This window comes from Pseudomonas sp. VS40 (genome assembly GCF_018587885.1).
Classification (GTDB): domain Bacteria; phylum Pseudomonadota; class Gammaproteobacteria; order Pseudomonadales; family Pseudomonadaceae; genus Aquipseudomonas; species Aquipseudomonas pergaminensis.
In genome coordinates this window covers 1-12,484 of sequence record NZ_JAGYWD010000015.1, presented here as the reverse complement: position 1 = coordinate 12,484, position 12,484 = coordinate 1, and the positions used below count along the sequence as shown (strand labels likewise).

At 61.5% G+C, this 12,484-nt stretch carries 10 protein-coding genes; 7 read left to right on the top strand and 3 right to left on the bottom strand.

Annotated elements, in window-relative coordinates; translation table 11 throughout:
* Nucleotides 1–68 precede the first annotated feature (68 nt).
* Nucleotides 69–2,156: a TonB-dependent receptor gene (locus KHP07_RS28465; protein WP_214498453.1), complete on the top strand. Its 2,088-nt coding sequence runs from the start codon at nt 69–71 to the stop codon at nt 2,154–2,156.
* Between the two features lie 90 nt (nt 2,157–2,246).
* Here KHP07_RS28465 and KHP07_RS28460 read toward each other — a convergent pair whose 3' ends face one another.
* The 3 genes from KHP07_RS28460 to KHP07_RS28450 form a co-directional block, all read right to left on the bottom strand.
* Nucleotides 2,247–2,465 carry a hypothetical protein gene (locus KHP07_RS28460; protein ID WP_078046414.1) on the bottom strand — a complete coding sequence of 73 codons (219 nt, stop codon included), beginning with the start codon at nt 2,463–2,465 and terminating at the stop codon, nt 2,247–2,249.
* A gap of 234 nt (nt 2,466–2,699) precedes the next feature.
* Nucleotides 2,700–3,806, bottom strand: a complete 1,107-nt coding sequence (gene aguA / locus KHP07_RS28455) for an agmatine deiminase (protein WP_078046413.1) — start codon at nt 3,804–3,806, stop codon at nt 2,700–2,702.
* A gap of 122 nt (nt 3,807–3,928) precedes the next feature.
* The gene (locus KHP07_RS28450; RefSeq protein ID WP_214498452.1) at nt 3,929–6,829 is read right to left on the bottom strand and encodes an aminotransferase; all 2,901 of its coding nucleotides are present in this window, start codon (nt 6,827–6,829) and stop codon (nt 3,929–3,931) included.
* A 151-nt stretch (nt 6,830–6,980) separates the two neighbouring features.
* Between KHP07_RS28450 and rfbB the strand changes: the two genes are divergently transcribed.
* From rfbB to KHP07_RS29640, 6 genes are all read left to right on the top strand, one after another.
* Entirely contained in the window at nt 6,981–8,063 is a 1,083-nt protein-coding gene (gene rfbB / locus KHP07_RS28445; protein WP_214498451.1) for a dTDP-glucose 4,6-dehydratase, read from the top strand.
* On the top strand, nt 8,060–8,935 hold the full coding sequence (gene rfbA / locus KHP07_RS28440; protein WP_214498450.1) for a glucose-1-phosphate thymidylyltransferase RfbA: 876 nt from the start codon (nt 8,060–8,062) through the stop codon (nt 8,933–8,935). Before rfbB ends, rfbA begins: the two co-directional genes overlap by 4 nt.
* Complete coding sequence (gene rfbC, locus KHP07_RS28435) at nt 8,932–9,477, top strand: dTDP-4-dehydrorhamnose 3,5-epimerase (RefSeq protein ID WP_214498449.1); 546 nt, start codon at nt 8,932–8,934, stop codon at nt 9,475–9,477. The genes rfbA and rfbC overlap by 4 nt, the downstream gene beginning before the upstream one ends.
* Nucleotides 9,474–10,343: a dTDP-4-dehydrorhamnose reductase gene (gene rfbD, locus KHP07_RS28430; protein ID WP_078046408.1), complete on the top strand. Its 870-nt coding sequence runs from the start codon at nt 9,474–9,476 to the stop codon at nt 10,341–10,343. Before rfbC ends, rfbD begins: the two co-directional genes overlap by 4 nt.
* Before the next feature lie 36 nt (nt 10,344–10,379).
* Complete coding sequence (locus KHP07_RS28425; protein WP_214498448.1) at nt 10,380–12,188, top strand: sensor histidine kinase; 1,809 nt, start codon at nt 10,380–10,382, stop codon at nt 12,186–12,188.
* The coding region (locus KHP07_RS29640) for a response regulator (RefSeq protein WP_502937545.1) at nt 12,185–12,484 on the top strand (300 nt) is incomplete at its 3' end. The genes KHP07_RS28425 and KHP07_RS29640, both read left to right, overlap by 4 nt.

Here is a 12,484-nt window from a genome sequence, read left to right as displayed (position 1 = left end):
GCGCGCAAATGCAAAGCATTACCATTAACGCGCAACTTTCCTTCCTAACAATTCGGATACATTCCTCCATGCCAGCCCCTCGCCTGACGCCCCTTTCCCTTGGGCTTTCTGTTCTGCTGTCTGCCGGTTTTGCCTGTGCGACCACAACCTTGCCCGAAACCTCGGTCAGTGCCGAAGCTGACGAGGACGACCCACGCGTCAAGGAAACCAGCACCGCCACCCGCACCGCCACGCCCGTGCGTTATGTGCCCCAGGCCATCGATTCAGTAAAGACCGAAACCCTGCGCGCCTATGGCACCAATGACCTGGGCCAGGCGTTGAGCGGTATCCCCAACGTGAGCAGCGGCGCCGACACGCGCTTCGACAGCCTGCGCATCCGGGGTTTTGACGCGAGCAATGACTTCTACCTCGATGGCATTCGCGACGACAGCCAATACATTCGCGACCTGCACAACATCGAGCGCATCGAAGTGCTCAAGGGGCCGGCAGCAGTCCTCTACGGGCGAGGCGGTCAGGGAGGGATCGTCAACCGCGTGAGCAAACTGCCTACGGCCGGACACAAATCGAGCATCGAGGCCCAAGGTGGCAGCAACGATTTACGTAGTGTGTACGCCGATCTCAGCACCGACCCCACCGATAACATCAGCCTGCGCCTGAACATGGGGAACCAGGACAACAACAGCTTCCGCGATGGCGTCAGCGGCAACCGCCAGCTGTTCGCACCGTCCATGAGCTGGCAACTCACGCCGGACCTGAACTGGCTGGTGCAATACGAATACAGCCGCTACAACCGCACGCCAGACCGTGGCATACCCGGCGTCAATGGCCGCCCCGCGGATGTGAGCCGCAGCACCACCTACGGTGACAGCCGCGATTACATCGACGACAAAACCCAGTCGCTGCGCTCCAAGTTGGCCTATGAGCTCAACGATAACTGGCAACTGCGCCAGACCCTGGGTGTGTTCAAGCTCGACAGCGACTTCGACAACACCTACGCCACCGGCTACACCCCGGCGACCAATCGTGTCACGCGCCAGCGCTGGCAGCAGGACCTGACCACCCTCAATATATTCAATAACGTCGAGCTCGAAGGCGGCTTCAGCACCTTCGGCCTGGAGCACCGTCTGCTCACCGGCCTCGAGCTGGGCAGCCAGCGTCGCGATCCGAAGCTGTATACCGCCACTGCGGTCGCACAAGGCGGCCGCGTCGTACCGCCCCTGGACCTCAACCAACCCAATCGCAATCTCAGCCACACCGGGCGGATGAGTGTGTCGAGCAACAACCACACCGAAGTCGACAGCCGCGCCGTATATGTGCAGGACCAACTGCGCCTGAATGACCAGTGGCAAGTGCTCGCCGGCCTGCGTTACGACCGCTTCGAAGTCGACACCAAGAACAAGCTGCTCAACACCCAGCAGGACGTCAAAAGCCACAGCACCAGCCCGCGCTTTGGCCTGGTGTGGACGCCACTGGAGCACCACTCGTTCTACGCTTCATGGAGCAAGACGTTCTCCCCGGCAGGCGGTGGCCTGATCGGCATCACGCCGAACGCCGCCGGTAGCGTCAACGACCTGAGCCCCGAGCTGACCAAGCAGAAGGAAATCGGGGTCAAGAGCGACTGGCTCGACGACCGCCTGAGCACCACGCTGGCCGTGTACGAACTGGAACTCTATAACCGTCGCACCAGCGACCCGCTGGACCGCACCATCACCCTGCTCAGCGGTCTGCAGCGCTCACGCGGTGTGGAGCTGACCGCCACCGGCAAGATCGTTGGTAACTGGTACGTACGCGGTGGCGTGGGCGTGCAGGACGCCAAGGTCGAGAAGGACAACAACGGCTTTGAAGGCAAACGCGTCAGCGACGTGGCCAAGCGCAATGCCAGCCTGTTCATCACTTGGAAACCGGAGATGGGCTGGTACGCCGAAACCGGCTTGACGCTGGTGGGCGACCGTTATGCCGACAGCCTCAACACCGTGGTGCTGCCGGGCTATGGCCGTTGGGACGCGTTGGCCGGGTTCCGTCAGAAGGAATGGAATGTCACGGCGGCGCTGAACAATATCGCAGATAAAACCTACTACGCCTCAGCGACCAGTGTGGCGCAGATTCAGCCAGGGGAACCGCGCAGCCTCGTCGTCACCGGCACTTACAGTTTCTAAATCACCACCTCCACCTATAGGAGCCGGCTTGACGGCGATAGCGGCCTGAAGTCATGCGCTGATTTCACCGACGCTATCACCGGCCGGCTCCTAAAGGGGCGCCATCAATTCGCATAATGCGCGCACTTCATCCTCGCTAAACAACCCCACCGGGTAGCGTTCACTCATCACGCTGCGCAGGTCTGGTTGTTGCCTGATCTGCCGCGAACCGTTTTCCTTCAACCAGAGCGCCAGTGCATGGATCGCGTCGCCGTTGACCCGCAGGGGGTGGAACGTGCGCGTGTACATCGGGTTGATATCGGCATTCATTTCAGCGCTCTCTCCTACTGCGTGAGCGGCTAACTTACTCAAGGTTTATGACAGAACTGCGCAGTCACTGCCTTGGGCCACTGTGACCAAACCGATACAAGAGCTATGCCAATGTCCCGTGTTTATAGGCACTCGGACACAAAAAAGCCCACGACCTGTCTGGGCCGCGGGCTTGTCGTAGGCGCTTGAACTGATCAGCACCGGATCGCCGTCATGGCGCTGTTACAACTGCACTCAGTTTTTGTGCGGGGCCGGCTGCTGCTGGGTCAGGCAGTGGATATTGCCGCCGCCCAGTAACAGTTCGCGGCCCGGCACCATCACCACTTCGTGCTGCGGGAACAGGTCCTGCAGGATCGCCTTGGCCTGGCTGTCCAGCGGGTCGTCGAAGCTCGGCGCGATGATGCCACCGTTGACGATCAGGAAGTTGACGTAGGAACCGGCCAACCGCACGGTAGGATTGCGCTCTTGGGTGCCGTCAACCGGGTCCACGCCAGCGCACTCTTCCTCGGTGGCATACAGCGGGCCAGGGATCGGCATTTTATGCACTGTGAACGGGCGACCTTGGGCGTCGGTGCTGCTTTGCAGTACGTCCATGGCCGCGTGGCAGCGCGCGTAGTTCGGGTCTTGCGGGTCATCAGTCCAGGCCAACAGGACTTCACCAGGGCGCACGTAGCAGCAGAAGTTATCCACATGGCCGTCGGTTTCATCGTTGAACAGCCCATCTGGCAACCAGATGATCTTATCCACAGCCAGGTTGGCGCTCAGCACAGCCTCGATTTCGGCACGGCCCAGGTGCGGGTTGCGATTGCGGTTGAGCAGGCACTCTTCGGTGGTGATCAGGGTGCCTTCACCGTCGACATGGATCGAACCGCCTTCCAGCACGAAGCCTTCGGTGCGATAGCGCGGGGCGCGTTCGATCTCGAGGATCTTGCCGCCGACCTGGGAATCTCGGTTCCACGGCGAATACAGGCCGCCGTCAAAACCGCCCCAAGCGTTGAAGTCCCAGTTCACGCCGCGTACTTCGCCGCTGTTGTTGATCACGAAGGTAGGCCCAGTGTCACGCACCCAGGCGTCATCACTGGACATCTCCACCACACGGATATTCGGCACATCCAGGCGCGCGCGGGCGTTTTCGTACTGGCCGGCAGAGACGGCCACGGTGACCGGCTCAAACCGCGCAATGGCCTTGGCGACCGCCACGTGAGCGGCCTGCGCCGGCTTGCCGCCCAGGCGCCAGTTGTCCGGGCGTTCGGGCCAGACCATCCAGGCCTGGGTCTGTGGCGCCCATTCGGCAGGCATGTGAAAGCCATCGGCGCGGGGGGTGCTGTGCAGGGTGGTCATGGCGATCAGGACTCCGAATGGGGGTAAAGGCCGACTTTATAACGGATAAAAATCGGCTTTAAAAGCAACAAAAGATCATAGACGATAAATATGACACTAATTAACCGATAACAATCGATTAACTACAGCTGCTCATCCAGCACCTTCGACAGCATGTCGACGAAGAAGTCCACGCTGCGCCGGGAGGTGACCATCGGCGGTTTTATCTTGAGGATGTTCAGATAATCACCCGTGGGCTGCATGAAAATCCCCAACTCGCGCAAGCGGTCACAGAGTAACGTGGTTTCTTCGGTGGCCGGCTCCAGGGTCTGCCGGTCGCGCACCAACTCCAGGCCGAGGTAAAAGCCGGAACCGTGAACAGCACCCACCAGCGGATGGCGATCGATCAGTTCTTCCAGGCGCGCCTTGAAATGCGCTCCGACCACTTGGGCGTTTTCCCACAGCTTTTCCTCCGCCATCACGTCCAGCACCGCCATGCCGATCCGACAACTCACCGGACTGCCACCCGAGGACGAGAAGAAGTACCCCTCGGCCTCCAGGGCTTCCGCGATTTCACGCCGAGTGATCACCGCGCCGAGAGGCTGGCCGTTGCCCATGCCCTTGGCCATGGTGATGATATCGGGCACCACGCCCTGCTCCTCGAAGCCCCAGAAGAAATGCCCCATGCGGCCATAACCCACCTGCACTTCATCGGCGATGCACACGCCACCCTGGGCGCGGACACGCTCGTACACCTGCTGCAGATAGCCCGGCGGCAACGAAATACCTCCGGCATTGCCGTACACCGGCTCACAGATGAAGCCTGCCAGTTGCCGTTTGCTTGCGGCGATTTTCGCCAGGTTGTGTTCCACGCTTCGGACGTAATCAGGCGCGCTGTCCTGCCCGCGGAACTCGCCGCGATAGGTATTGGGCGCGGTCACCGGGTGCACCCAATCTGGTCGGCTGCTCAGGGCCTGGGGGTTGTCGGCTATCGAGGTGGACACCGCATCGGCTGCCACCGACCAACCATGGTAAGCCTCCAGCACGCTGAGCATGTCGCGCCCGCCGCTGTAGGCCCAGGCCAGGCGGATCGCCAGGTCATTGGCCTCGGTGCCGCTGTTGACCAGGAAAACCCGGTCCATGCCTGCCGGCGCCAGCGCGAGTAAGCGTTCGGAAAACTCGGCAATCGCCGCATAGTGAAAGCGTGAGTTGGTATTGAGCAACGACCATTGCCGCGCCGCCACCGCCGCCATGCGCGGGTGGCCGTGGCCCAATACCGCCACATTGTTGAGCATGTCCAGGTAGGAACGGCCCTGCATGTCGATCAGATGATTGCGCCAGCCGCGTTCGATGCGCGGCGGGTCGGCGTAATAGTGCTTTTGCGAGCGAGCGAAACTGGCATCGCGGCGCGCCAGCAGCGCCTCGGGGTCCAGCTCGGGCTCGGCATCGCAGGCCAGCCCCAGCAGCGCGGCCGGCGATGGGCACAGCGCTTGCCACGCCTGTGCCCGGGACGGCGTGCAATACAGCGGTGCGGGCAGGTCGGTGCGGCACAGTTGCACGGTGAGCGGGCCTTCAACTTCACCGATCACCTGGCCCTTGAGCACTGCGGCACCCGGTTGCAAGTGCGCTTTGACACCCCATAGCCGCACGTTTGTTTCGTTGTTGTGCACGTGAAGCCCGCCGTCAGCACCCAGTCGAACAACCCCGGCGAACGGCGATTCAACGGCGGTGCCCAACGGCACATACAGCTCGACGTGCAGCGGGAAGGTTTCAGGTTCATCCGCGCTGTCGGGCCGGGTCCGCGACAAACGGTATTGCCCGTAGCGACTCGCCGCCAAACCATGCACCACCGCTGCGTCCTGCAACAGCCGCTGATCAATACCAGGCTGCTCCCAGTTGCCGGCTTCGAAATGTGGGCTGAGTACGCCCAGGTCAATCAATGCGAACTCACGTCCTACCAACCCGGGTAATAAGGGCGCAAAACCCTGCCCGTCGAGCGGCGTCGGTGCCTGCCCGACACAGCCAAGAATCGCCGCCTCCATCAGCTCAAACGGCACGGAAGTCGCTACATGGAAGATTTCCCACTCATGCTCGGCGTTTTTCAGCAGGTAGCTGTTATCCGGGTCCAGCCGTTGCTGCTGCTCGCTGCTCAAGACGAGCACCGCCGCACGGGCGACGATGAGTGGCCACAGTGCCTGCAATTCTGCGTGCTGCAACGGTGTGACCGCATGACAGGCCTGGATCGCAGGCAAGATGGCAAAGGGGTCACCTTCGGCGTGGTGCAGCAGGGCTGCGCAGGTCACCGACAGGTCGGCAATGCGCCAGGTGTGCACCAAGTCGCCGAAATCGATCACGCCTTGGACCTGCCAGTGCCGCCGCGCATCGCGCTGCCACACCACGTTGTCATCGGTGATGTCCATGTGCACGGCTTGCCACGGCAGATGGTCGGCCAGGGCGCACAGGCGGTTTTCAACCTGTGCTGCCACGCGTTCGAGGGCGTCACGGTGAGGTACATCGTCCAAGGTTGCCAGTAGGTGCTTGATCAACGCCTGGGCGTGGCGCGGGTCCCATTGCAGCGTACGCGCCAGGCCCGGGTGGTCGAACTGCGCCAACGCCTGGCTCATTCGACCACACAGGTCACCAAACCCTGCGATCACCTCGCGGCCCACGTGCGGCAGATGGGTCAACGGCTGGCCGTCGATATAATCCAGCACCCGCACGTGCAGGGTTTGGCCATCGACGGTCAGGGTCAACAACTCCTCACCCGTCAGGGCCTTGATGACCTTGGGTACGCGCACAGCCTGCAGGCTGTTAAGCGCAGCGTGCTGGGCCTGAAGCTCAACGGCAGCGTAATCGCCCCGGCAGATTTTCAGAACAAACCGGCCGCGGGCACTGTCGACTTTGTAGTTGAGGTCCTGCTGGCTGCCCAATGATTGCAAGGTGCCAGTTAGGCCGTAATGCTGCTCGAGCAATTGCGCCGCCTGTTCGGGGCCTACTTGCGGGCAGGGTAGACTGGCGCGATGGATCAGGGTGGCGAGCAGCATGGGGTCGGCCTCGATTTTTTTAGGGGTGTATATCGCCATTGTTCAAGGGGCTTATGCAACCCCTTACGCATACCGCGCTTGCACCACTTCGCCGCACAACTCAAGCTATGCTTCATTCGCTTGATGTCCGTCTAAGGAAAAGGCCCCCGACATGCGCATTCTCATCACCGGCGGCGCTGGTTTTATCGGCTCTGCCTTGATTCGCCACCTGATTCAAAATACCGAGCACCAAGTGCTCAACCTGGACAAACTCACCTACGCCGGCAACCTGGAGTCACTGGCCAGCATCGCGTCCAACAGCCGATATGAGTTCGTCCAGGCCGATATCGTCGACCAAGCCACCGTCAGCGCCGTACTGGCGCGCTTCGAGCCCGAGGCGATCATGCACCTGGCAGCTGAGTCCCATGTCGATCGCTCTATCGACGGTCCGTCGGATTTTATCCAGACCAACATCGTCGGTACCTACAGTCTGCTCGAAGCCACCCGTGCCTATTGGCAGAAGCTCGAAGAGCCCGCCAAGCGAGCGTTTCGCTTCCATCACATCTCCACCGACGAAGTGTATGGCGACCTGCATGGTGTGGATGATCTATTCACCGAAACCACACCCTACGCGCCCAGTTCCCCATACTCCGCCAGCAAGGCGGCGTCTGACCATTTAGTGCGCGCATGGCAGCGAACTTATGGCCTGCCGGTTTTGTTGACTAACTGCTCAAACAACTACGGGCCGTTTCACTTTCCCGAGAAGCTGATTCCGCTCGTCATCTTGAACGCCCTCGCGGGCAAGCCACTGCCGGTCTATGGTGATGGTTTGCAAGTACGCGATTGGCTGTTTGTCGAAGATCACGCCCGAGCATTGCTCAAAGTGGTTACCGAAGGTGTGGTCGGCGAAACCTACAACATTGGCGGGCACAACGAGCAGAAGAATATTGACGTGGTGCGCGGCATCTGCGCCCTGCTTGAAGAGTTGGCGCCACAGCGCCCGGCCGATGTCGAGCAGTTCACCGACCTAATTACCTTCGTCAAGGACCGTCCGGGCCACGACCAGCGCTATGCGATCGACGCGAGCAAGATTGAGCGCGAACTGGGCTGGACGCCGGAAGAGACCTTTGAAACCGGGCTGCGCAAAACCGTGCAGTGGTACCTCGATAACCTGGAGTGGTGCCGCAGGGTCCAGGATGGCAGTTATCAGGGTGAACGTTTGGGCAATACCGACTGTAAGGATCTGATTGCATGATGAAGGGAATCGTATTGGCCGGCGGCTCCGGCACACGTTTACACCCCATTACCCTAGGCGTGTCCAAGCAACTGCTGCCGGTGTATGACAAGCCGATGATTTACTACCCGATCTCGGTGCTGATGCTGGCTGGGATCAAGGAGATCCTGGTAATTTCCACACCGCTGGACTTGCCTCAATACCGCAACCTGCTGGGTGATGGCAGCCAGTTCGGGGTGCGCTTCAGCTATGCCGAACAGCCAACTCCGGATGGCCTGGCCCAGGCCTTCATTATTGGCGAGGAGTTTATCGGCGATGACCCGGTATGCCTGATCCTGGGTGACAACATTTTCCACGGCCAACACTTCGGCGACCAATTGCGCACGGCGGCCGAACGCGCTCACGGGGCTACCGTATTCGGGTATTGGGTCAAGGACCCTGAGCGCTTTGGCGTGATTGACTTCGATAAGGAGGGCCGCGCCCTTTCCATCGAAGAAAAACCGGCCAAGCCCAAGTCGTCCTATGCAGTCACCGGCCTGTATTTCTACGATAACGACGTAATCAAGATTGCCAAGGCGGTCAAGCCCTCGCCGCGTGGAGAGCTGGAAATTACTGACGTCAACAATGCTTACCTCAAGCGTGGCGACCTCCAGGTAGAGCGTTTTGGCCGTGGCTTTGCCTGGCTGGATACGGGGACTCATGACAGCTTACTGGAAGCTTCGCAGTACGTGCAGACCATCGAGCATCGCCAGGGTTTGAAAGTCGCCTGCCTGGAAGAAATCGCCTATGAAAATGGCTGGATCGACCGTGACCACCTGCTAGAGCGCGCCAAGTACTTCGGCAAGACCGGCTACGGCCAATACCTGTATGCACTGGCCGGAGAGAGCAAGTGAACATTGTTGAAACCGCTTTGCCCGGCGTACTCATCATTGAGCCCAAGGTGTTCGGTGATGAACGCGGCTTTTTCTACGAAAGCTTCAACGCCCGAGCCTTTGAAGCGGCCACTGGACTCAAGCGTAATTTCGTCCAGGACAACCACTCGCGCTCACAAAAGGGCGTGCTGCGCGGCTTGCATTACCAACTCGAACACACCCAGGGCAAACTGGTGCGCGTCACCGCCGGTGAAGTGCTGGACGTGGCCGTGGATATCCGCCGCAGCTCACCGAATTTCGGCCGATGGGTTGGCGTGCGCTTGTCTGCCCAGAACCACCGTCAATTGTGGGTGCCGGAAGGTTTCGCCCATGGGTTCGTGGTAATGAGCGATCACGCCGAGTTCCTCTACAAAACCACGGACTACTATCAGCCCAGCGCTGAACGCAGCATCCTGTGGAGTGATCCGACCCTGGCCATCGACTGGGAGCTGACCGTAGCACCGCAGTTGTCCGCCAAGGACCAGGCCGGTAAACCGCTGATGGAAGCCGACCTCTTCCCATGAAAATCCTCATCACCGGCCAGCACGGCCAAGTCTCCCGCGAACTGCAACAACGGCTCCCAAGCCTGGGCGAACTCATCGTCCTGGGCCGCGAACAACTTGACCTGGCCAACCCCGACCAGATCCGCCAGCAAGTCCGTGCCCACCGCCCCGACCTGATCATCAACGCCGCCGCCCATACCGCTGTCGATCAAGCCGAAAGCGAACCGGAGCTGGCGTTTGCGATCAACGCCATCGCCCCCGGCATCCTTGCCGAAGAGGCCAAAACCCTGGGCATCCCGCTGATCCACTACTCCACCGACTATGTGTTCGACGGCAGTAAACCGGCGCCCTACACCGAAGCCGACACGCCGAACCCGCTGGGCGTGTACGGGCAGAGCAAACTGGCCGGCGAGCAAGCGATAACGGCCGTGGGCGGCGACTACCTGATCCTGCGCACCAGTTGGGTCTATTCCAGCCACGGTAAGAATTTCCTGCTGACCATGCAGCGTCTGCTGCAGGAAAAACCGCACCTGCGCATCGTCGCCGACCAGATCGGCGCGCCCACTTGGGCCGGCAGCATCGCCAACAGCACGCGTGCATTGATTGAACGCTGGCAAGCAGGCGAGCCGGGGCCATGGGGGGTCTATCACCTGACCGCCCGAGGCGAAACCTCATGGTTCGGTTTTGCCGAGGCCATCGGCGAATACCTGCGCAAGCAGGGCAAGGCCTGCGCGGAGCTGGAGCCGATTCCGTCCAGTGCCTACCCGACGCCCGCCAAGCGCCCGCTGAACTCACGCCTCGATTGCAGCCGGCTGCAGCAGCAATGGCACGTCAGCCAGCCAGCGTGGCAAGACGCATTGCGCGAGTGTCTTGCACAGCAGCACTAGGCATAATGCGCCTGTACCCACAGGCGCACGATTCCCATGACTCCATCCCTCCCGCGTAGACCCCGCTGGCGCAGCCTCGCCCTGCTGGCGCTGTGCCTGGCGCCGCTGCTATGGCCACTGGAGCACCTGGCCGAACGTTATTACCGCAGCGAACTGGCCGGCCAGAACCGCCAGACCCTCGACCTCTACGTGGCCAACCTGCTGGGCACCCTGCACCGCTATGAAGTGCTGCCGCAAATCCTCGGTGACCTGCCGGCCTTGCGCACGGCACTGGACGCACCCCAGGTCAGCACCAACCTGGTCAACGCCAACCTGCTGCTCAAGGACGTCGCCGCCCAGGCCGGGGTGGAGGTGATGTACCTGATGGACACCACCGGCAAGACCCTCGCCGCGTCCAACTGGGATAAACAAGACAGCTTCGTCGGGCGTAATTTCTCGTTCCGGCCTTATTTCAGCGAAGCCATGGCCGGGCGCCTGGGGCGGTTTTTCGGCCTGGGCACCACCTCGGCCAAACGCGGCTACTTCTTTGCCGCCGCCGTGCGTGATGGCGATACGATCATCGGCGTGCTGGTGGTCAAGGTCGACCTGGACCACACCGAAAGCCTGTGGGGCAACACGCCGGAACAATTACTGGTCACCGACCATAACGGCGTGGTGATCCTCACGTCACGCCCGCAATGGCGATTCCGCGCCACCCGGCCACTGACCGCCGAAGAGCGCCAGGCCATCATCGCGATCCAGCCCTACCCGACCCGCGACCCGCAGCCGCTCAGCCTGAGTGACACTGCGTGGCTGCGCCAATCCACGGCCATCGCCGAGACCGGCTGGAATGTGCAGATCCTCGCACCGCGCTCGCTCATCAACCGCCCGGTACGCACGGTGGTTGCAGTGGGTGGCGCCACGCTGCTGGTGTTGATGTTGTTGCTGGGCCTGATGATGCAACGTCGCCGCCATTACTTGGAGCGTATCGCCTTTGAAGCCAAGGCCCGGCGCGAGCTGGAAGCACGCGTGGTCGAACGGACCAGTGACCTGGAAGGCCTCAACCGGCGCCTGAAACAGGAAGTGCTGGAACGTGAACACGCCCAACAAGAGTTGGTGCGCGCCCAGGATGACCTGGTGCAGGCAGGTAAACTGTCGGCGCTGGGCACCATGTCGGCGAGTATCAGCCACGAACTCAATCAGCCCCTGGCGGCGATTCGCAGCTATGCGGAAAACGCCGAGATCCTCCTCGACCATGAGCGCACCACGGATGCGCGTGGCAATCTCAAGTTGATCAGCGAATTGACCGGGCGCATGGCCTCGATCATCGCGCACCTGCGCGCCTTCGCCCGGCGCGACCGCCATGCGCCCGAAAGCGTGGCCCTGCAACCGGCGCTGGACGATGCGCTGGCGCTGCTGGGCAAGCGGCGGCGGTCGATGGAGGTGGAGCTGATCCGTGATTTGCCCGAAGCCACCCTCTGGGTACAGGCCGGCGAAACCCGTTTGCGCCAGGTACTCGGCAATCTGCTGGCCAATGCCCTCGATGCACTCACCGAAAAAGGGCCGCCGCGCAAACTGTGGCTGAGTGCCGAAACCACCGATCAGGGCGTCAACCTGTACATTCGCGACAATGGCCCGGGCTTTTGCATGGAAGCCCTGGGACGCGCCAGCGAGCCGTTCTACACCACCAAGACCCGCACCCAGGGTCTCGGATTGGGGCTGGCGATCTGTGACACCCTGATGCGTGCCTTTGGCGGCGAATTGCTGTTTGCCAACCACAAGGAAGGCGGCGCGCTGTTAACCTTGAAATTGCGTGCCGGCTCGCCGGGCGTCAGTCTGCAACCGTCCGAGGACCGCAGTGTATGAGTATCGATAACCAGATTCAGGTGGTGTTGATCGACGACGATCCACACCTGCGTCAGGCCCTGTGCCAGACCCTGGACCTGGCCGGGCTGAAAGTCCTGACCCTGGGTGAAGCCACCGGCCTCACTGCGCGCCTGTCGCGGGATTGGCCGGGCGTGGTGGTCAGTGACATCCTGATGCGTGCCTTTGGCGGCGAATTGCTGTTTGCCAACCACAAGGAAGGCGGCGCGCTGTTAACCTTGAAATTGCGTGCCGGCTCGCCGGGCGTCAGTCTGCAACCGTCCGAGGACCGCAGTGTA